22 protein-coding genes are annotated in these 20,747 nt (G+C 56.4%); 12 read left to right on the plus strand and 10 right to left on the minus strand.

The features are described from left to right. Positions 1–144 precede the first annotated feature (144 nt). From CYJ10_RS11850 to CYJ10_RS11875, 6 genes are all read right to left on the minus strand, one after another. Complete coding sequence (locus tag CYJ10_RS11850) at positions 145–585, minus strand: PRC-barrel domain-containing protein (protein WP_180862907.1); 441 nt, start codon at positions 583–585, stop codon at positions 145–147. A gap of 633 nt (positions 586–1,218) precedes the next feature. Further along, a complete protein-coding gene (locus CYJ10_RS11855) occupies positions 1,219–2,754 on the minus strand; it encodes an AI-2E family transporter (RefSeq protein WP_101681697.1) in 1,536 nt (511 codons plus the stop codon). A gap of 542 nt (positions 2,755–3,296) precedes the next feature. Further along, entirely contained in the window at positions 3,297–5,507 is a 2,211-nt protein-coding gene (locus CYJ10_RS11860; protein ID WP_101681698.1) for an amylo-alpha-1,6-glucosidase, read from the minus strand. A gap of 16 nt (positions 5,508–5,523) precedes the next feature. Further along, on the minus strand, positions 5,524–6,603 hold the full coding sequence (locus CYJ10_RS11865; protein ID WP_101681699.1) for a glycosyltransferase family 4 protein: 1,080 nt from the start codon (positions 6,601–6,603) through the stop codon (positions 5,524–5,526). A 255-nt stretch (positions 6,604–6,858) separates the two neighbouring features. Continuing rightward, positions 6,859–7,719, minus strand: a complete 861-nt coding sequence (locus tag CYJ10_RS11870; RefSeq protein WP_101681700.1) for a transglutaminase-like domain-containing protein — start codon at positions 7,717–7,719, stop codon at positions 6,859–6,861. 147 nt (positions 7,720–7,866) lie between these two features. After that, positions 7,867–8,169 carry a hypothetical protein gene (locus CYJ10_RS11875; RefSeq protein WP_146002025.1) on the minus strand — a complete coding sequence of 101 codons (303 nt, stop codon included), beginning with the start codon at positions 8,167–8,169 and terminating at the stop codon, positions 7,867–7,869. Between the two features lie 1,371 nt (positions 8,170–9,540). On the opposite strand from CYJ10_RS11875, the gene CYJ10_RS34100 reads away from it, so the two are divergent. From CYJ10_RS34100 to CYJ10_RS11895, 4 genes are all read left to right on the plus strand, one after another. Then, entirely contained in the window at positions 9,541–9,843 is a 303-nt protein-coding gene (locus tag CYJ10_RS34100; protein ID WP_101681702.1) for a hypothetical protein, read from the plus strand. A gap of 18 nt (positions 9,844–9,861) precedes the next feature. Beyond that, complete coding sequence (locus tag CYJ10_RS11885) at positions 9,862–10,131, plus strand: GTP cyclohydrolase (RefSeq protein WP_101681703.1); 270 nt, start codon at positions 9,862–9,864, stop codon at positions 10,129–10,131. A 129-nt stretch (positions 10,132–10,260) separates the two neighbouring features. Beyond that, complete coding sequence (locus CYJ10_RS34670) at positions 10,261–10,635, plus strand: hypothetical protein (RefSeq protein WP_101681704.1); 375 nt, start codon at positions 10,261–10,263, stop codon at positions 10,633–10,635. A 714-nt stretch (positions 10,636–11,349) separates the two neighbouring features. Beyond that, positions 11,350–11,691 carry a response regulator gene (locus CYJ10_RS11895; RefSeq protein WP_257993262.1) on the plus strand — a complete coding sequence of 114 codons (342 nt, stop codon included), beginning with the start codon at positions 11,350–11,352 and terminating at the stop codon, positions 11,689–11,691. Positions 11,692–12,171: 480 nt separating this feature from the next. Here the strand turns inward: CYJ10_RS11895 and CYJ10_RS11900 are convergent, their stop codons facing one another. Continuing rightward, complete coding sequence (locus CYJ10_RS11900) at positions 12,172–12,477, minus strand: hypothetical protein (protein ID WP_146002026.1); 306 nt, start codon at positions 12,475–12,477, stop codon at positions 12,172–12,174. Positions 12,478–12,632: 155 nt separating this feature from the next. Between CYJ10_RS11900 and CYJ10_RS33725 the strand changes: the two genes are divergently transcribed. The 4 genes from CYJ10_RS33725 to CYJ10_RS11910 all read left to right on the plus strand — a co-directional run bounded on the left by CYJ10_RS33725 (position 12,633) and on the right by CYJ10_RS11910 (position 15,043). Beyond that, positions 12,633–12,842 (plus strand): hypothetical protein, encoded by a 210-nt coding sequence (locus CYJ10_RS33725; RefSeq protein ID WP_146002027.1) that lies wholly within the window; start codon positions 12,633–12,635, stop codon positions 12,840–12,842. A gap of 585 nt (positions 12,843–13,427) precedes the next feature. Continuing rightward, positions 13,428–13,577: a hypothetical protein gene (locus CYJ10_RS34105; protein WP_180862908.1), complete on the plus strand. Its 150-nt coding sequence runs from the start codon at positions 13,428–13,430 to the stop codon at positions 13,575–13,577. Positions 13,578–14,246: 669 nt separating this feature from the next. Next, positions 14,247–14,777 carry a hypothetical protein gene (locus CYJ10_RS11905; protein WP_101681706.1) on the plus strand — a complete coding sequence of 177 codons (531 nt, stop codon included), beginning with the start codon at positions 14,247–14,249 and terminating at the stop codon, positions 14,775–14,777. A gap of 35 nt (positions 14,778–14,812) precedes the next feature. Further along, entirely contained in the window at positions 14,813–15,043 is a 231-nt protein-coding gene (locus CYJ10_RS11910) for a hypothetical protein (RefSeq protein WP_101681707.1), read from the plus strand. Positions 15,044–15,319: 276 nt separating this feature from the next. Here the strand turns inward: CYJ10_RS11910 and CYJ10_RS11915 are convergent, their stop codons facing one another. Both CYJ10_RS11915 and CYJ10_RS11920 read right to left on the minus strand, forming a co-directional pair. Next, positions 15,320–15,607, minus strand: a complete 288-nt coding sequence (locus CYJ10_RS11915) for a hypothetical protein (RefSeq protein ID WP_257993263.1) — start codon at positions 15,605–15,607, stop codon at positions 15,320–15,322. 206 nt (positions 15,608–15,813) lie between these two features. Further along, positions 15,814–16,098 (minus strand): hypothetical protein, encoded by a 285-nt coding sequence (locus CYJ10_RS11920; RefSeq protein WP_101681851.1) that lies wholly within the window; start codon positions 16,096–16,098, stop codon positions 15,814–15,816. 1,466 nt (positions 16,099–17,564) lie between these two features. Between CYJ10_RS11920 and CYJ10_RS11935 the strand changes: the two genes are divergently transcribed. Both CYJ10_RS11935 and CYJ10_RS11940 read left to right on the plus strand, forming a co-directional pair. Further along, positions 17,565–17,801 carry a hypothetical protein gene (locus CYJ10_RS11935; protein WP_101681710.1) on the plus strand — a complete coding sequence of 79 codons (237 nt, stop codon included), beginning with the start codon at positions 17,565–17,567 and terminating at the stop codon, positions 17,799–17,801. Positions 17,802–17,886: 85 nt separating this feature from the next. Continuing rightward, entirely contained in the window at positions 17,887–18,132 is a 246-nt protein-coding gene (locus tag CYJ10_RS11940; protein ID WP_101681711.1) for a hypothetical protein, read from the plus strand. A gap of 598 nt (positions 18,133–18,730) precedes the next feature. Here CYJ10_RS11940 and CYJ10_RS33730 read toward each other — a convergent pair. Then, entirely contained in the window at positions 18,731–18,940 is a 210-nt protein-coding gene (locus CYJ10_RS33730; RefSeq protein WP_146002028.1) for a hypothetical protein, read from the minus strand. 898 nt (positions 18,941–19,838) lie between these two features. Here CYJ10_RS33730 and CYJ10_RS11950 point away from each other — a divergent pair. Continuing rightward, positions 19,839–20,303, plus strand: coding sequence for a tripartite tricarboxylate transporter TctB family protein (locus CYJ10_RS11950; RefSeq protein ID WP_101681713.1), 465 nt, complete (start codon positions 19,839–19,841; stop codon positions 20,301–20,303). Between the two features lie 13 nt (positions 20,304–20,316). After that, positions 20,317–20,747 (plus strand): tripartite tricarboxylate transporter permease (locus CYJ10_RS11955; RefSeq protein WP_180862920.1); only part of this gene is annotated, 431 nt, incomplete at its 3' end.

Below are 20,747 nucleotides of genomic sequence, written 5' to 3' on the forward strand. Positions count from 1 at the left end.
GACGTAGCAACACGCGTTGTTCCCTCCCGTACATAGGCGGCTCCAAAGGCTCTTTCGGAGCTGCCACCTTGCCCGAGCGTGCAAATTTCGTCCGCCAGTTCTGTGCAATTTACGTCCGCCGCCCACAGGGATGTCAACAAACTCTCAAAGCGCGCTGCGCAGGTTGGTCCAATACGGATCGCGATCGTAGTACTGATGGACCGCCGTGGCCCATTGCGGGTCTGCCATAAGGGGCCAGTTGTCTTTGTTGAAGCCCGGCGCGTCTTTGATGCGCTGTGCGGTCACACCAATGCGGAAGCACTCCACGTCCGTATCCATGACCAGCGCGCCCCACGGAATGGCGTGAAGTGTGTCGCCGATGCCAAGGAAGCCGCCGGTCGTCAACACTGCATAGGCGACGCGCCCACTCTGGACGTCGATCATGATCTCCTTGATCTCGCCTACGTGCTCGTCGTCAGATGAGTAGACCTTGGTGCCATCGAGGCTCGAGGCGGCCATCACCTCCGGCCCCGGCCCGTCGCCGATTCCGCTGCCGACAATGGCGGCGCCTTGGCTTGAAGAACTCATGTCGTCGTTGCTTTGCATTGCTGTCTCCTTGGAGTTAGGGTGCAATCCATCATCCGCAACAAGCGTGCCGGTTCATGGCACAAGGACAGCGGCCGGCATGGCGTTGTGCCTCGCCAAGCGTGTAGGGTTCGCGCGTACATGTGGGGGGCGGCTGCGCATTTTTACCTGATGACGCGAAGATGCGAAGGATGCGCGACGAAGTAATGGCACATAAAATCTCGTGCTCATATCGATCCTGGTGACAATCCGTCTGACTCCACAGTAGCGCCGGCGCCGTGCGCCCCGTCGCCAGATTGTGCATTGGCCTGATTAGCTGTGCAGGTTGTACTGACCGGTCGAGCAAGTGCTATCAGATCGCTAAATGACGAAACCGCAAGGGCCACGGTTCCACTATGTTCCTGGGTATCCGGGGGCGTGTCGGGCATAAAACCGAGAATTATCTTGGCCTTTGGAGCGCGCTCGTTTATGCGTCGGAGGAGAATGCGTAGGTGCGTACTCGATTGTCCGGCGTCCAGCGAAACAACGCAGATTGTCGTTGCGCCAGAGAGGTCCACTTCTGGAAGTCTTCTGCGGGAAAACTGCGAATAGTCAGCGAGATCCGCCTGGATGCTCTCCCGCGCCAGGAGTTGAGCGGTAGCCGTCGCCAGAAGTTCATCCAGGCCGCCACGACCAGCTATGCAAACAACCGCGTTGCTGGTTTGCGCGATAGACATGGTAGCGGACCCGAGGCGCGATCGCAGGGGGGGGGGCGTCATGCCCGGTCGCCACTAGTTTCTCGATTTTTACCGGCTCATCGATATCCTCCAATCCATCGATGATATCTAGCAGGGCTTCTTTGATCCGCAGGAGTTGCTCTGGTGGGATCACCCCTCGCGTTATGTCGTGCTGTGCGAGCTGCAATCCTCTTAGCATCACACTATCGTAATACTCCACCAGCAGCATGTCTTTCAGCAGCGTTTCCGCCTGTTCTAGTCCTCCTTCCGGATCGTCCGCCAATATTCGTTGGTAGAAGTTGGCCGCAGGGGATAGCGGCGGTCGATCGCCGAGTAGCACTTCGAGAAACCCGAGCTTCTCGACATGTCGTCCTAAGATGACAAGACACAGCGTAAGGGGGGTGGAAAGAACGAGGCCAACCGGGCCCCAGATCCAACTCCAGAATATCGCGGCAACAATCACCGCGACCGGTGACAAGCCCGTACTATTGCCGTACAGCAAAGGCTCAATAACTTGCGCTGTGATCAGATCCACCGCGGCAAAGAGTGCGATCGTCCATATCAGCATTGACCAGTCGGGTCCCGCGGCGGCTAGCGTAAGCGCGAGAAGTGCTCCGATCCAGGTGCCGATATAGGGGACGAAGCGGAGAAGCGCAGTCAAAACGCCAAATAGTACCGCGCCCGGGACACCGATGATTGCAAGGCCGATCGAGATGACGATTCCGACGCCAACGTTAACGCCGAGCTGTGCCAGAAAATAGCGGCTCAGGCGGTGAGCCGCTTCGTCCATCGCGATCGTGGCGCGATGTAGATCACCCGACCCAAACAGTCTGATCAGGCGATCGCGTAGATCCTCTCGCTGCAAGAGAATAAATATCGCAACAACCAGCACGATGCCCGTAGTTTCGAGTGGGCTGATTACTGGTGAAAGAAAGCGCTGCGCGAGCGCAAACGGAGTGGGGGGTGGCTCCTGTATCAACACGGGTACCGGTGAATTCTCTTGTTGCTTTTGCGACGGTGAACCTGCCGTTGGTGCATGTTTTGGTGCCGGAGTCGCGCGTCTGAACAGGTTTGACGCACTCCCGAGCAGACCCTCCGCGCGCTCCAGCGTAGCGCCCTGCACGCGCTGAATCTTTGCCTCGATCGCGGCTTGATAGCGCGGCAAACCTTCGCCAAGTTGAGCGACCTGCGCACCGATGAGGGTCCCAATGCCTCCCATCACGGCCAAGGACAGGACCGCAGAGATGAGAACCGAGGGGAGCTTTCCTAACCGCAGTCGTCGTAGCTGGTCTACGAGTGGCGCGACAAGGAAACTCAACAGAACAGCGAGTGTGACCGGTATCAGTACCTCTCGCCCCAAGTAAAGCCCACAGATCACGACAACAGAAGTGATCAGGGATGAAAGTTGACGAAGGGTGGAGGCCTCCTGAGCCGCAACCCTGATGGCGGGCCAGTCGGGTCGGTTCGAGGCCATTGTGATTCCTTAGAGAATGAATAAAGGGTACAGCGTAAATTCAGACATTGCGAACGAGGTGGGAGCCTACTCTCACAACTCCTGAGTGTTCGATAGTCGGGTCGTAGGACCGGCAGACATGGCGACCGAGAGTGAGTCATGTCCAGGCCGATCGAATTCATACGGAATACTGAGGGCGGCGGCTTGGCTCGTGACGAGTTCCTCGCATCGCTGGATATGGCCGACTACCTCAGACTGGATGCGAGTAGGAAGCCAGGAACACGAACGATTTGAGTTTGCACAGCATTAACTGTGCCGGTCGCAGACCGGCGTTCAAGTCAGCCACGGGTGTAAGACGCTGAGTTCGGGTTCGGAATAGGGCGGACGGTTTGGCGTCCTCGCAGGACATAGTCGCGCAGCTAACCTGGCTATCATCAGTACCGGCATTGTTGGGCCTGACACCGAAGACAATCTGGTCATCGCTTACACATTGACACGGCTCCGCTTGCCGATACTTGTCACGATGGCGACGACGTTCTCGGGTGTGTTGCCGATGGTGTTGACTAACTCCGGGTGAATATTCGGATGGGACCCTTGCGGACCAGGACTTCGACCACCACACGGTCGCGGGAGCGGCGTACTGCTACATCGGCACTGGCCCCTGCTACAGCTAGGTTGCGAAGGATGACTTCATCAAGAAATGGTGGCAGCGAAGGCGCGTCGAAGACAATTGCGGGCTCTTGCGGCGCGAACTCTAGTCCAAGGCATGCCTGCAATAGCAGCAGCGGTGATGTCGCCGCCCACGCCTGTGGAGAGCAGGCTACCGGATAGAACGTCGGGCCCTGACTTCTCAGTCTCGGGAAGCCGCAGAACAACTCAGGCAAGCGACGCTGATCGATGTAGTTGGAGGCCGCGAATAAGCCTTCGAATATTCGGCCGGCTTCCACACAGTGTCCGTAGCGAGCCATGCCCGCGGCGATCAATGCATTGTCATGTGGCCACACGGAGCCGTTGTGGTAGCTCATCGGATTGAAGCGCACTGCTTCGGACGATACCGTCCGGATGCCCCACCCGCAGAATGCACTACTATCCATCAAGGCTGCCACTACCGAGCGTACCCGCTCCCGTCGAGCAATACCCGTAAAGAGCGCATGGCCGGCGTTGGACGTGCGCACTCGGCACGGCTGCTTGTCGCCGTCCAAAGCCAGCACATAGGTTCCCAGCGCGGAATCGTAGAACTGCGCGTCGAAAGCGTCGCGCAACTTTTCGGCTTTTGACGCGTATGACACGGCCCCTTTAGAGTCGCCCAGAGCTGCGCAGATTGATGCCGCGGCCTGCCAGGCGCCATAGGCGTAAGCCTGCACCTCCACCAACGCAATCGGACCGGGCGCGAGTTGTCCACTTGCATGAAAGATGGAGTCGCGGCTGTCTTTCCACCCCTGATTTATAAGTCCGCCTGGAGACCGTCGGCCGTACTCGACAAACAGGTCACCGTCACTATCGCCGTAGTCACTGATCCAGTTCAAGGCGGCCAAGATGTTAGCCCACAGATTACGGATAGTCTCGATATCACCTGTACGCTGCAGATATGCTCCGGCAAGCATCACAAACAATGGCGTGGCATCCACGCTGCCATAGTAGAGTCCGAAAGGGACCTCTCCGAGCGCGGCCATTTCGCCGTGCCGAGTTTCGTGAAGTATCTTTCCAGGCTCAGCGTCCGACAATGCATCAACCGATTTTGCCTGCCTCGATGCAAGGTATTGGAGGACACCGCGCGCAATCTCTGGGTCCATCCATAGCGTTTGCAGCGCAGTTATGAGCGCATCGCGCCCGAAAACAGTGCTGAACCATGGAATTCCGGCATATGGGTAGGGCCCGTATGGTGTGTTTGTGAGCAGCATGTTGATGTCCGATACGCTGCGCCTTGTCACCTCGTTAAAGAGTTCGTTCGAGGTGGTAACTGATGCCGCCCGACGAGACGAATGCTGCAACTCACGTCGCGAACGTCTTAAGCTGCCAAAGAAGGTCGTAGATTGGTACGGGACATCGGGCAAGGAATGACAGCGGAACTCCATGCACAGTCTGCGCGAAGAGAACGGACCAAGCTTCAGTGAAAAACTGGCACTATTGCCGCTCAGACTATCAGGAGGCGGGTTGAATCTCAGTTGTGTCGAACGCAGCGTACCGTCCAGCCCCGTATAGCTCAATGTGACAGAGTCTGTGGTTTGCGTTGGCGCGTGCAGTGTGCCACGTCGGGCGCGCACTGCTCCCCTGACTTCGAACAGATCGACAAAATCGGCGGCAAATGCAATCTCTAACCGGACGGTTCGCGCTACATCATCGAAGCTACGCACAATCAAGCGCTCGAAGCAGGTGCAGTTCCATAGGAAGCGAGTCCGGCGCAGATGAATAAGATCGCGCTCGAGCCGTAGATGTCCTTCCTCATCGAAAAGGTCGGGATTGGTCAAGTCGCAGTTCAGCGCGGCGTTGTCGTCGCTCAACGTCGAGGACAACAGCATCGGCTGCGCCCCGTCTATCGTCAAACGGAGAAAGGAGAGATGTCGAGTGTCAAAATGGTACAAGCCTTCAGGGCCACCCAAGGCGCCCATTGCATCGCCATTGTGGTCAAACAACCCAAAGGTGTCGGCATGTTTGAGGGTGCGGGGACGCCGCTCTTGCAACGATGCGGCGGTAGGAATATAGAATTGCGCAACTTGATTGGCGCCTCGGACCAGCGATGCGTCGTTGGTCTTCTTTGCCGGGTCCGATTGCATCTTAGGTCTCCGCAGCTTAGGCGATTGCAGGCTCATTGGATTCGCCCCTTGGCGCGTCCTTGACGTCCGGCTCAGCTAGGCTTTCGTAAATGCTGACGTAATCATGGGCCATGCGCTCCGCTGTGAATCGGGCTTCAAAGGCTGCGCGCACTCCGGGCCGCGACAGCGTTGAAAGGTGTTTCACTGCGACCACAGCTTCTGCAACGTTCTGCACGATAAAGCCACTAACACCTGGTTCGATCACTTCGCAGACTGAGCCACACGCGAACGCGATCACTGGAGTGCCGCATGCCATGGCTTCGATCATCACTAACCCAAAGGGCTCAGGCCACGCGATGGGGAACAGTAGTGCACGTGCATTGCCGAGAAACTCTGCCTTTTCGTGCTCGCTGATCTCACCGATGTATTCGGCAAGCGGATAGGCTGCCAGCAATGGGCGGATTGTCTCTTCCCAATAAGCGCGGTCGACGTCGTCGACCTTCGCTGCAATTTTTAGTGGCAATCCGGAACGTGACGCAATGTCGATTGCGTAGTCTGGCCGCTTCTCCGGCGAAATCCGGCCAAGGAATGCAAGGTAGCCTCCTTTTGGCTTAGCATGGTAGGGCAGCAGATCCTTGGGTAGTCCATGCAATACTGTGCCTGCCCAATTCACAGATGGCATGGGACGACGCTGAGCGGTGGATACGGATACTAATGGGAAGTGTGGAAAGCGTGAATAGAACGGTTGGAGATCCGCAAGATCCAGACGACCATGCAAAGTGGTTACCGCTCGCGATGGAAGATTTTTTAGCAAAGGGTAATGCAGCATGTCGATGTGAAAATGCAGTACGTCGAATTCGCTGGCACGCGCCCGGATGTCGTCGAGCATCATCATGTAGTAAGGCAGGGGGTCGCGCATTTTCGTGCCCAGGCGAAGCGCGACGTCACAGCAAGAAATGAGTTTGGCGCGAGTGGTGGAGTCGCCGCTAGCGAACAACGTCACCTCATGCCCTTGTCGAACAAGTTCCTCTGTGAGGTAAGAGACAATGCGCTCCGTGCCGCCGTAAAGACGTGGGGGGCAGCGCTCGGCAAGTGGCGATATCTGAGCAATTCTCATTGTTCCACCTAGTTTGGTAGCAGTACTGCAGGCTAGGTGGTCGCAACGGAGCCTGGATGACGAAACACAAGAACGTGACGCGCGTCGCGCGTATGTTTCTTGTTAGATGTTAGAGCAGTGCGTCATAAAGTTCGCCTTGCATTACGCGGAATCGATCGCCGGCGTCATCGGTCCGTTTTTCTGGGTTCACACGCCGATGTGTTCAGCTGCGTTCGATACGGGGCAGCAGCGATCGACAACCGCAGCCGGTCTGTTCTACCAAGTTGAAATCGCTCTTGCCGTGGCCAGCGGCATATCAATTCCGGCGACTGTATCGGTCAACGCCAGAATTTCGATAAAGGGCTTTTTTGAATCCACCTTACCGAAGATCGCGGCAAAGGGGATATCTGCTGCGTCCCGTCCCGTGCCTATGCGCAACAGCCCGGTCGGAATGGAGACACCTGAAGGGTCAAACAGGTACCAGTTACCGGACAGGTACACCTCGACCACAGCATGAAAATCCGGCTGCCCGAGAGCGGGATCGGCGCCGTAATCTAAGCTACTGGACATGCGGGCTGGTATGCTCAATGCGCGACAGATGGCGATCATGAGGTGAGCGAAGTCACGACACACGCCCGTCCGCTCCACGACAGTGTCGACTGCGGACGTGCGTTCATTCGTCGACCGAGATAAAAAGCGTACATGGTTGCGAACCCACTCACGGATCGCGAACACACGAAAATATCCCGGCCTCATGTTGCCGAACTCCCGCATCGCGAACTCCATCAGTCGGTCCGATTCGCAGTATCGGCTTGGAGCGAGGTAGGGCAAGACTTCCGAGGGGATATCGGGGAGCGGCATCTCTAACAGGAGCGCTTCGTCGTCCAGACGATGATTGATTTCGACAACGGCTTCATAGCACAAGGAGAGACTGCCCTCCTGCGCGCGTATTCGCAGAAAGCGGTTGTGCAGCGTTTCTTCCGTATATCGGGCAATGGGGACTGACGGCTGCAAGGTCAACTGCTCGTCAACCACCCGCTGGCGCGAGGTCCGGGCAGCCTCGATGTTCAGGATAAAGTCGGCAGTGGAATCCTTGATGTCGTAGGAAAGCCGTACTGAGTATCTAAGTCGGTTCATTTCCATGCCTTCGTGTGCACTGATTTGGGGGATCTCGGGATGCGCCGGTTGAGGAGAAGTGCCGCTTCGAGCGTAGTGGGACCAACTGCTGTCGGTATGAGGAGGCTGGTCTCCTTTGGGGAGGCGAAGGGAGGGGGGTAAATCGAATCATGCGCCTTCTCCTAGTACCATGTCCATGAAGTTCTCCAAAGGAGAAATTGCGTCATGCTGAGGAGTTAGGCTGGACACAGTGTTCGCAACCATCAGCGCTGTTTGCGACTTTTCAATCGTTTCCTCGTCGTCAAGGCATCGGTCCGGGCCGCCATCATCTGCTTTGTGCTCTTCGTCATCGCTGCGGAAGCCACACGCGTGGTCTCCGACGTCATTCGGCAGCGCCGCACCGGCGATGCGGCTTGCGTTACTGAACCACATGCTCATGAAGGGATTTTTCCTGTTCCAGGAATTTTCCATGGGATTTGCGATGTCGTTGCGATGAGGTCCTCAGCCGCCGTGCAACTTTGGTGGTTGCGGTGATTGAGATCATTGAGAAGCCACGATTGCAGCGCTTTTCCCGACGTCTTGCTCGTAGGCTGCCGATGACTGAGGGATTGGTGCTGACTTCGTCCTGATTTGGGTTGCCGTGTCATGTCGGCTCCTACCGCCGCTGAATTGCCTCCTCTGCTGAATTGCCTCCTCTCATTGAAGCGCAAGGGGCATGCCAGAGCGGCGAACAAGACCTAGAACGGGTGCTTTGGCTAAGGAGCAACGGCTTGTGAGACGCCGCCACGGCCCGGGGGGGGCGCGTTCGTCTGAGGGGAGAAGAGACTAGGAAATTTCTCTTTGAATGGCTCGCCGCACTTCTTGTCAGACTCCGTTGGTGCGCCGTTTCTACAAACGTGCCCAACTTACCGAGCCTTACTTACTTAGTTGAGCCGGCGAACGGTAGCTAAGACGTTGGGGGGGGCGTACCTCGCGATTCTGTCGTCGCAAAGGGGAAGCATTGGCCGTGGGGGGGGCTATGCAAATGGAATCGGATGGTGCGAACAGACTCTGGAGTCGAGCCCCATGTGCGAGTAGTCGAGACGCATGGCCGCAAACCTCGCGCACTGTTGCGGTTCGCCCGCGTTGACAATCGAAAGACTTCCAGTGGATCAGCTTGCTGAGTACTGAAGGAGATGCATCTGCTGATCTTGTGTTAGTTTGGTGGGATTCAGGGTGACACCAGAATCGGACAACCCATAGGGCAGAGATTCCCGAGGGTCAGTGATCGTGAAGTTGCCAAGCGAATTTGTAAGGGGTGTAGGATACTGTGCATCTCGCCCTTATACTTATATAGGTAGCGTCTCAAAAGCTTGGTGCTTCTGCTGTGCCTACCACTCGTTTCCGGGCCTTCCCCACCTCGTTGACGTCTTAGGACTGGTGACTTCTGAAGTCACTCACGGGGTTTCTGGAAAATCCATGCAACATGCCACGGGGCGCCCGCGGCCCGCCCAGTAGCCAATTGAGTAATCTTTCATTAGGCGATGTTCAATGAGGAAGACTTTTCTCCTCATGGCCTGGAAAGGTTAGCTTCCAATTTTCTTTTTTCACCTACGAATTTCACGCTGATAGAGCAGCGCGCTCATGGTGATGAAGATGCTGTAACGATTCTCGGTAGACGTTTGATTTCGGATTGAAGGGCCATGATGTCGCCAGGAGGCCGCAGTCGATGAACGAATCAAAGACCTTGGTGAGTCTCGTCTTGGTCGTTGAGCCAACCTCGTGGTGTTGATCGCGTTCCAAGGCCGGTGAGCGTTATTCGTGAAATAGGAGAAGGGTCAGCACTGCGAGTGGAGATCTATTATGCAAAGACTAATTGCGATAGGCGGATGTGAAGTGTTGATCGAAGTTGAGCAAAGTTTCGACCCCGATCAGTCAGCTGGATTGACTAACTACGTTGTGCGCTACTCGATTTCTCGACACGATTGCCAGCCGATCAGAGATAACCTTTTCAGCGTACATTCCTATGATCTCATCGACGGCACCGACTACTTTCACAACGTCGAAGCTGCGCTCGGATATGGAGAGGAAAAGGCCGGCAATGACATTGCTATCTTGTCGCAAGAAAAAACTCGATCTCGTCCAGATAAATCAACGTATTCTTGATATTAAAAGGAGACCGACGTGTCTCAAAACAATGCGATCTACAAAGGATTTCGGGTGTCCGCGAGGGTGAGTCACGCACCAGATTCTACCCCCAGGGGCGACGTTATCCAGCCGCGCTTTCTAGCCATTGCAACGATCACACAAGTGAGTACAGGAATGGGCTCCCGCCGACGGCTGCCAACCATGATCCAGCATTTTGCCAGCGAGCCACATGCTGCAATCGCACTGGCCTTGTCGTCCGCCTGGGCTGCGATCGATGGCATGTCCACCTTCGTCAAGGCGCGGTAGCGGTGTCCATGCTGCAGGCTTAATCAAGGAGGAGCGGGTAGGTATCCTATCATGACAGCTCAAGCACTAAGCCGGACTTCGTGGCTTAAAGTTGGAGATTCGCCCCCATAAACTCTTGGCTCTTCAGTCATGCACAGTGCAAGCTCACCTTCTAGTTTTCTCTGCACGCTGGTCGCCGATGGAAAAGGCCTTGCCTACCATGTGTCCGTCAGCTACCGCGATACCACACACGGTGCGGGCATTCAGTTCACAAGCTTTGTTGGCGCAGGAAGACGTTCTTTTACCGTACGAAGTGTGGAGGGCAATCTGCAGTCGGCAATCAACCAGACGTCAGAATTGCTGTGCAGAATTGCAATCGGCCAAGTCGTAAGGGATCATCTATATGACAAGGCCGCCGAAGGGGATCATCTGTTGGATGCTGATGCATTGCCCTGGGATGGGGAGCTCCGACCCGTGGGGGGCGGCAATAGTGCAAAGCCGCCGCGACAGCACTGGGCCTGGTAGAGCAACTAACGCGTTAGTGCAACCAATTCAACGTAGCAGGCCGATGGGCTTAGACGCCTAAGATGGCGATTCTGGGATCAATCCATCGAATACACGGGACTCCAGGCAGAAGATTAAGGTCCAAGGTGCCGAACTGACGCAGTTGAATAGCCTTATCTCCGCGGCAATAAAACGTCCCGAATCGCACGTGCCGAGCGAACAGACAAACAGTGCATGGGACAGCGCAGCGACACGCGCCGCGACTGCGGCGGCCGCCCTAGCGCGGACACTCCGGTCGCCGGTGTATCGCTTCAGTCCATCGCCCCGAGCATCCTTTTGCTTCGTCCCGCCAGTCCGAGAACGTGCAAACGTTGGTGACGTTGCTTGCACCGCTGCCATCATGGATGGGTGCGCGAACATGCTCCTGCACAGGACCTAAAAGTCGGGCTGCAAGGAAAGTGCGCCAAATTATCGTGTGGCGAGTGAAACTGACCAATGTGGCACGATAGATGCGACTCCTCAATACCCCAAGGTTCGAATAAGGGGTATTGGTAGAGCCGACATGGTCTACGGACGCAAATTTTGGCTGCGGCGTGTTCACGAGCACGGGCGTTGGTCAGGAAGGTAAAGAGACCGGAGTGACATACTGTGAAAGGGCCGAGCAGCACTGATGTGTGCAAACGATGGTCAGACAGGCGGATTGCTGTCACGACGCCAAGCATCAGGATCTTGGTGGTGGACGATCATATTGAGTCAGGCGAAGCCCTCACGTTGTACCTTCGCACGCAGGGTGTTGATGCACAAAGCGTGGACAGTGGAGACGCGGCCATTGGGCTGATCGACGATTGGCTACCTGATGTCGTGATCCTTGACATTAATATGCCCGACCGCGACGGGTTCTCTACGGCGGCTGAATTGAGACGCTCTAAGCGCGGCTCGGATTTTGTCATCGTCGCGCTGACGGCGCTGGACGAAGCGCTTGTTCGAAGGCACGCGAAGGAATTCGATGGGTACTGCAGGAAGGGTACGAGGCCATCCTCCTTGCTCACATTGCTGGCTAGCTTCGTAGTTGGTTAGGGAATAGTTCCTCCGTACCTACATCTTTGAGCCACCCTCGCCCTCAGCAACCCAGCTTTCACCGCTCGGCGGCTCAGTGGATCGGCTAATGGTCGCGGCGAACTATCTTTCGAGGAGCGGGGGCCTTATTCCGATTCCGATGCCGCCGCGTATCTGATTCGAAGTCCTAGGGGATGCTGTGTCGCATAGATCCTGTCGTCGCAGAAGCAACCGCCACACGACCTGCGTTGGCGCACAATCCCAACCACGTGGCGGATTACTTTCGGTATTCGGCGAGGGAGGCTCCATGCAAGCTGAGCACTACAGGGGCTACACCGTGCGAGGAGTCGGGTGGCCAAAGGCAAACGGCCAATGCGAGGCGTCTGGCGGCATAGAGCATGGCAACCGACTCATTTATCATTCCGAAGAGATCGGCGAATTCCCGTCGTTGCGAGCCGCCGCGCAAGGCGGACTTGATTGGGCGAAGGCTTGGGTGGACGCTCACCGCGGTCCATAGGGCCGGCCGTCACCTTTCGGACGCGACCCGTATCGGAAGCTGTCAGCCTTTATCTTCAGGGCTTTACGGGTTTCCGCCGCGTGCACGCCACCACTGCGCAACGTCGCTGCTCGCATTTCCATAGCTTCTAACGTGACGCGAAGGTTCGCCGTAGTCAGCGCCTCCATGTCGGCGCGACGACCTTGCGGGAGGCACTGCACAGCCTTCTCTTTGCTGGTTAGCAACTCGGCGATTTCAGAGATGTAACGCTCCAGGTTCTTCAGAGCGCGTTGCGAATTTTTTATCATCATTCCCTCCTATTAACAGCCTACTCGGAAACGGAGTGTGCCGGTGTCAGTTCCAGTCCTAAACGGTCCGGATTCAAGCACTACGAAATCTCGCTCAATGAGACCCTGCATCAAAATCTGGTACGGACCTTCTTGGCCTATCATCAAGAAGACACACAATGAATCTATTCATCGACAGGGTACTTATGAGATCTTTTTCTTTCCCATCAAGCCGAGCGACGTTTCGTCAAACACAAGAAGATCGCCCGCCCGAGCAGCCCGGTGAAGGCAGAAGAACTGCCCAGCAAGGCCAGGATGAGCCGAAAAGCAAACAAGTTGCGGATGTGGAAGACGATCCGGAGCAATGCTCCTCGCTGCGTCGCCGTTAGGAATTTCCCATGACGAGAAGCGTCGGTGCCGGCGCCTCGTGACGTCGAACGGCGATTTGCCGAGTATTGCGATCCTTGCCGCATGGCACCTGCGAAAATGCCCCGTTGGCGAGCTCGATCTTCGTTCTCAGAATCATTGCGCATTCTGCGTGGTGCGATTTCAGGGCGATGTGACGAATGGCGCGTCGGAAAGCTGAGGGTGTTCCACAGGCCCGATGCGATGCCTTCTGCCGCCCTGGCTGCATGTCTCAGCGAACAAACTTCCCTTTTGTGAGCCTTATGCGCGTATGCTGAGACTGCCAATCGGCAGACAATTTTCGAGGAGCACGCCATGGCCAAGGGCCAGTTACGCGGTAACCGGGAAGCCAAGAAACCCAAACAACCTCCCAAGCCGGCACTACCGGCCAATCCGTTCGCCACGCGGCCATCATCTGTCCGAAGTGGGGGAGTGGGCAAGACGAAATCTTAAGCCGGATAGCCAGCGGATGCGCGATGGTGCCGCTGCCATAGCGTGATGCTTTCCGTTTGGGATTGGGATAACGATTGGAGTAGCTAGTGGTCGACGCAGATCCAAGGAGACGCATCATGATCAATCGCGAAAACAGACGGGCGCGCATGGGTAAGCAGCGGAATACTCCGGGGCTCAAAGGGATGCTCGACGACATGCTGCTGCCACCGCACGTCCCAGATGACCGTCAGAGCGATCGCCAAGTTATAGCGTGGCCACGACGTTGAGATCGCCTGGGTAGTAACTGCATGCAACTGTCACTGGAGTCGCCCTCAACGCCAGCGTTACAACGACGGGGCCTTTTAGTTCTGCGGCGCCAACGACCACAGAAAAGGGATATCTGCGGCGTCTCGCGCGATTCCGATGCGCAACTGCCCAGTCGGAACGGAGACACCGGAAGGGTCAAATAGATATCAATGACATGAAATGTACAAGTTCTTGTCACCGAGTCTACTCATCGAGAACTCCATAAGCGGGTCAGAGTCGGGGGAGGGCAGTTCGGCGCGAGGTAGGGCGCTTCATCGAAGACGAGAGGGGCGCAAGCCGATTTCCTTCAATCAAAGGTCTAGATTGAAGTCTCGGTGTTGTAAGCATTCTGGTATTGGGAAGTGCCAACATCTAAACTGGTAGATGCAACGACATCCCTGCATGCGCGTGCGCTTGGCGGCCAGTCAAATCGACGCATCCCTCCGTAACGTACCAGAGCTTTGTGTCATGAGATCGCCCGTCGGGCGAGGGAATTCTCGCGGCAGAAATTAATGTAGTGTCTGTTTGTCGCAGTATCACTGAACCGTTCGGATTTTTCGGTACAGGACCTGTGACACATTCTGAACGTCCCCAATTACACCAACTACGGGTGATTAGTAGCGGGCGATCGTGCCAAGCGAGGTACTCCAATGCGTACTCTTCTTTATTTCACATTGAATGATGTGGCCACTGCGAGATTGACGCTATCTCGGCTTGATAACCTTTTCGACGAATCCGACCTTCGTGAAGGACCGTGGTTTTCCCAACGCGACAATTATCCGGTTGAAGGCTTGCCAAAAACTGAAATTGGTCAGACCACGTACCGAGAGCGGACCGCCATCGGCGGATTCATATTTGGCGCCCTGGCGGTCGTCATTGTGATGGTGGCGTATGGAGAATTCCATGGACCTGTCGCAAGCGCGGTGGCCACGCTTGGCGGAATCATGCTGGGCGGTATGATGGGCTGGTGGATCGGCGGCATGCTTGGCGTACGAGTCCAGCGTCGCCGACTGACTGCGCGCCGGCTTCCGGTGCTACCTGGACAGATCCTGATGATCGCAAACTGCGAAGCGAAGTCGCGCGACTTGCTGATGCGGACCGTTCATGATTTGGGAGGTGTCAGGGTGGATGAGCGCAGCGAAGTTTTCTCGAGTTTGGGATGGGTGTCGGCGCCGCTGTAAGTGATTTCACTCGTTGGGTAGATGAGGAGAACAGGATGCATCGACGGACTGAGTATCGAGGTTATGCGATTCGTGTTGATCTTGTGAATACCGAAAAAGACATGTTTGACACGTGGTTTCAGGTCGAACGACCAGAGGTGCGCGGGGATGTGTCGTTTGGCAAACGAATGAAGGTGGTGGGTTCCCCGTTTTCGCGGCGGTGGGCGCATTTGGTGGGCGAGATTGCTGGTCGCGATGCCGTGGACCTGATGATCGAAGATGACTAGTATGGCTGTCGATTGGCTACGCAGTGCGATATACGATTGCCCGAACAGATGGGGCGTCTTTCATGTCGACCTTTCCGACCGCCGAGTCCACTGTCGTTAAGAAGAGGGAAAGGCGCGCGACGATATCTGGGCGTTTTGAGCTCGGCCTCCACAGCGAATACTCGCGATCATCCTTCGATCGCGATGCCTTTGGAGACTGACGCATCGTGGATTTCGACGTCGTCATGCGAGATCTGATCTTCGCCGACCAAATATACTTGGCCGAAGCTCCTGCTATCAGGCAATGCCGATGTCTCGATCGAGTAGGTCATCGATGATCTCTTGACCCGCTGTGAGCGCCGCCCGCTGCGCCTCAGCAGCGCTCTTCCAGTTTTTTGTTCTCAATTGAACGACGCGCGCGAACTCGGTCGTAGGTTCCAGGCCTTCCCTGCATATCAGTACCGAGGCGGTAAAGGTATTATCGTGGTGTCGGCGGCGCTCGCACCATTTGCGCGGTGGATCGAACCGGTAAACCAACGGATAAATGTCGAACCCCTTGTAGTTCGAATTCGGGAGCTTCTCCACGATAGCCTCCATCAAGGGGTTGACTACTACTGTACGCGCTTTCAGGCGTGTCGACTCAATGTTCCGGACCCGCGTGCCCGCTACGGTCATCACTTATCTGCAACAGAAAAAGAAAAAGCCCCGCTGGTTTCTGGCGGAGACTCTCAAGCGGTGAGATGTGGCTCGGATCGGCTCTAACTTAGTTGCGTCAACTCCTACGCGTTAGTTCAGATGGCCACGAGCGATTCACCGATGATTTGGCCATCAATGATGTGCTCGCCGTGTTGTACGGCTGCACGCCTTGCGACGCCTAAGTCCGTCCAGTGCACGTCTGGGACGTGGAACACGCGCGCGGTCTGCCCACTAGGTGAATCACCCTCGCGACAAATGACGACGGACGCGCTGTATGAGCGGTCCGGGCGACGCTTGTGCCATTCGCGAGGCTGTTCAAACTTATAGACCAATGGGTAGATATCAAAGCCTTTGCAGTTTGCTGCAGGACGGGTTTCCATCATCGTTACTCCACGTATGGTAGGTTCCTGGACGTGCAATTTGTGATGGCGTTCAGGCGTTCAACTAGCGTTTTAGAGTTTCCGTTGGTGCCATATTTTTGGCCTCAAGCCATTCCATGAATGACGTCGACAGCGAATTTTCCATAGTAGAGCGCTGCCTGTTCCGCCGCCGGGCACGTGTAGTAGTCATTCTCGTGGTCGAAAGATTCACAGAAAATTCGATCGTCCCTGTCTGCTGTATAGCGGATGGCCATCATATAATTCCACTTCGGTCCCGGCGCTCCTGCGCAAGTAGGTGCGCTGGAAGCCTGAAATGCCACGACATGTATGAACATGCCTCGATATCCTTGGCACAGCCAACTCATTCGCTCGTGCATAGTAGGGACTCGTCAATCAGCGCATGACTTAGTCTGCCATGACCATCGTTGCAGCGGCACATACCATCACTAGTAGTGAAGTGGAGTAGGTGAAAGTGCTAAGCAAATAAAGAGTTTTACTCGGTGTTTTGTGTCGTCGATGGTGCCACTCAAATATCTGCGAAAGGACAAGCAACGTGAAGCTGGAAGAGTAAATTGCGAGCACACGCCTCTCTCCAAAAATTCATGGCATTTCTTCTAAGGGTCGGCGGTTCGGCCTACCGAAGGAGCGGTGCGGAATGGAAAACAAGCAGGCTCTGACCAACCACGCTGGCGCTTAGGATACGCGTATATCGCGCTCCAAACATGGAGGTCAGGGGATGCTAAGTCTCCGTCGTTGTCTCACAGTAATCTGCGCCCGACTAAGTGTGGCGCAGCGAGAAGATCAAGGAGACTGCATTGAGGAGGGGCGCCCCGTAGAAGATGCGGACGAGCAATCCAGGTGGCGTGGCTACTTGAAGATCCTGCTGTATTAGTTATACGGGGCTTTCCCGTCATAGTCAATGGAACTCTTCCACTCGCATCTTGGAGCAGACTAACGCGTTGAGCCGACGTCTGCTCGATCGTGACCGAGCCACGTCAAGCGCCACGCCATGTTTGGGGTCTTCTCCACGAGTCCATGATCCTGCAGGAGTAGAAGGTGATGGGTCAGTCTGGACGGATCTATGTTGCCGAGTGTTTTACCGAGCTGAAGGTCGGTCATCGAGGCTTGGCTCTCGGTTCGTAGCGTCAAGAGGATTCTGTCCAACAGGGATTTGTCTCGTTGCATTTTGTCCTCGGATCATGTTGACGTGTAGGAGCATTGTGACACTCGGACGGACCTTTGTGGGCACTATACTTAAGTTGCATCGTGCGAAATCAGTCATCTTGATATGTAGGAATGCTGTCGCTGAAGGCGTTGATCTCCGCAAGGTAGGAGGTCGCGGTTGTTGAGTTGTGTTGGGGCCTCATCTGGTATGGGAGCGAAACGTTGAGTCGATCATTGACAACTTCAGACTCCGAGTTCGAATGCGATGCAGGTTGAAGGATATCGGGCGAGGAGGTGTCAGTATGCTACGCGTCACGGATTATCGAGGCTTTGCAATACGTGTCCATTTGCAGAAGACAGCGGATGGGATGTTTGAGACGTGGTTCCAGATCAAAGGCGACATTGGTGCCGGTGATACTGTCTACGGTGTCCCTTTCAAGGTCTTCGGGTCGCCATTTTCACGTCGGTGGGCGTATCTGGTTGGAGAACTTGCAGGTCGGGCGTCTGTCGATGAGATTTTGGGGGTGGACGAACTGTAAGGCTATAAGTCAGCCTTGTTGCTGAAGAACCATCAACGAGATCGTTGTGCAAGTTCAGTCGGGCGTGCTCCCGTGAGGAGGGGTGATGGAAAGAACGATCAAAAACAAGGCCGAGGTACGTGCAATGGTACGCGCGGCACAGGACCGCATTGCGGTGTGCACCGGAACGTGCTTCGGAGACGTTTGTTGGCATCCGGAAGATTCGGATGGTTGCAATTGGTCCATTTCTAAAATGGAAGGCGAAGCTGGGGCAGCGTGCCTGAAGGCGCTGAAGCCGTTTATCGACGATTTGCGCCAGCGTATCAATATCCGCCAAGACGCCGAGCGATAGTGACAATCTGTGCCGCTCCTCCCACGGGGCGGTCGCAAAGCGCCCGGTGGGAGGAGGGCACTAGAGCAGGCCATGACGTCGTTCCCACACGGGTAAATAGAAGGGCGGATGTAGTGAGTAATCTGCAAATGGATGAGAGGGCTTACCGTAGGCTCCGCTCGTACGACGTCAGAAAAATCACCGTCGGGCAATACCTTGGCAAGCGCAGTCTTTCCGATAACTGCTGGTAACCAGACTGACATCAAACTGCGTGGTTCCCGTTCGTTCCCGAGGGCGCGTAGTGTGCTGCTACGAAACTCGTGCGGCCCATCGCCAGGGAGAGTAGCGAATCACATCTTATGGCTATCGTATGCTCACGGCTCCGCCGCCTGGAAAATGCGCTACAGATGCAGAGCAGACGCACGTCGATTCGAAGGGGTGAAGATCGAGTGGCCGGATCAGGACTCTTCTCTATTCTGATGCGGGGGTACTCGGTTGTGCCATTGGCGTTGCTGAGGCCCATGGTCATTTCATGAATGGGGGCTGGGCGCCATTGCAGTCAAGTACTCAACCGCCGCCGCTGTTAGTGGCGGCGGCGCTCATAGTGACGCCTTTGACGCTAAGGGTTATCGGCGCTCTTGCCCGCCCTGTTGACCTTGCTGGCCGCTCTTCTGACTGTCTTGCCCACCGTGCTGTTGGCCACTCTGGCCACCCTGTTGTTCACGTTGACCGCTGCGTTGATCCTGGTCGCCAGACTGACCACCTTGGCGGCTACCTTGATCGCCCTGCTGTCCCCCTTGCTGGCCACCTTGTTGAGGCTGTTGTTCACTGGGCTTTTGCTGCTGGCCCTGTCCTGATTGCGGTTGCTGTGCCATGTTCGCTCCGATCGCGGCTAGATTGCCACCTTTTCGTAGCGCAAACGCTGTACCAGGAACCCGCGTCACCTAGTTCCGACGCGCAAAGAGAATGGCCCGCTGACCCGAAATGCACTACCTGGGCGGGAACGAGTCATTTCATCTGCTGAGGGGGGACCTGAGGGGGAGCCTGCCATAGACCTCTGCCCGCACACGACCCTGCCTCCCTAGTGCGCCGGATTCTACAAATACCTTCCAACTTACCCGGGCAATTATGCAGGATTGAACTGGCGGGCTATGGCAAGCGTGGCCCTCGGCGCCCGGCCGGCCGGTAAGCGATCTCCCGGCAACGATTGTCCGTGGATACTCCGCGTTGAACTCCGTCAAGGACGCGCGCAACACAGGCGGGGTTTACCTCAACCCTGCTTGGGATTCGGTAGGACGCCGCGCGCGCACCTGCAATGCTCGCGGCTGCCATCATCAAGTCAGGAGCGACCCGAACAACCAGGTCGACAACGAGTCGTCGATATAGGGCGATGTGGTGAAGTGCGCCCGCCGTTGCGTGGCCCTCAATGGAGAGGTGATTGTCGTATTCCGAATCGCGAGCCTCACGTGGTGCCCCAAGCCGGTGATGCATTTGAGCGCCCGGTATGGCGTGCCTTAGGCGATGGAGACCTCCAGTAGCCCCTCGACAAACGTAAATTTGCGGATTGGCGTAGGTCCCCTACTGGGTGAATACCCGCAAGACAATACAACTGAAAGCAAGCTGAAAGTTCCGGCATCTAGCTTTGAATTGATCCAGTGTGTCCGTCAGTACCAGTGAGCACGAAGCCGAGTGCGGCTAAAGCACGATAGCAGGTGGGGGGGAAGGTCATGCTTCGCGTACGCAGCCAAAAGGACTTTGCCTCCGGTCTGATGTTCATCCTGGTTGGTTTGAGCTTTTCCTTCGTCGCCCGTGGCTATTCCATGGGCACAGCCGCCAAGATGGGACCGGGATACTTCCCGTTCTGGCTCGGCATCGTGCTCGCCATTCTGGGCGCGCTCGTACTGTGGGGTTCGCTGTCGTCCAAGGCGGAAGAAGATCACCTGGCCCGCTGGGACCTGAAGATCCTGCTGTGGATCCTGGGCTCCGTAGTGCTGTTCGGCCTGCTGCTCAAGCCGCTGGGCATGGTGCTGTCGGTGGTGGTACTGGTGCTGGTCTCCTCGATGGCCAGCCATGAATTCAACTGGAAGGGCGCTGTCCTCAACGCAATCATCCTGGTGGTGATCAGCATGGGCGCGTTCGTCTACGGCATCAACCTGCAGATGCCGGTGTGGCCGGCTTTCCTGGCAAGCTAAGGAGACGGCCATCATGGAACTGTTAGCCAACCTCGGACTGGGCTTTTCGACCGCCTTGTCCTTCCAGAACATCTTCTACGCGTTCCTTGGCTGCGTGCTCGGTACGCTGATCGGCGTGCTGCCGGGCCTGGGCCCGCTGGCCACCATCGCGATGCTGCTGCCCGTGACCTACACGCTGCCCCCGGTGGCCGCGCTGATCATGCTGGCCGGTATCTACTACGGCGCCCAGTACGGTGGTTCCACCACCGCCATCCTGGTGAACCTGCCCGGTGAATCGTCGTCCGTGGTGACCACCATCGACGGCTACCAGATGGCACGGCGCGGCCGTGCCGGCGTGGCGCTGGCCACGGCCGGTATCGGCTCGTTCTTTGCCGGCTGCGTGGCCACGCTGATCCTGGCCGCCTTCGCAGCACCGCTGTCGGAACTGGCGTTCAAGTTCGGCCC

Source organism: Cupriavidus pauculus (genome assembly GCF_002858765.1).
In the GTDB taxonomy this organism is placed as follows: Bacteria; Pseudomonadota; Gammaproteobacteria; order Burkholderiales; family Burkholderiaceae; genus Cupriavidus; species Cupriavidus pauculus_B.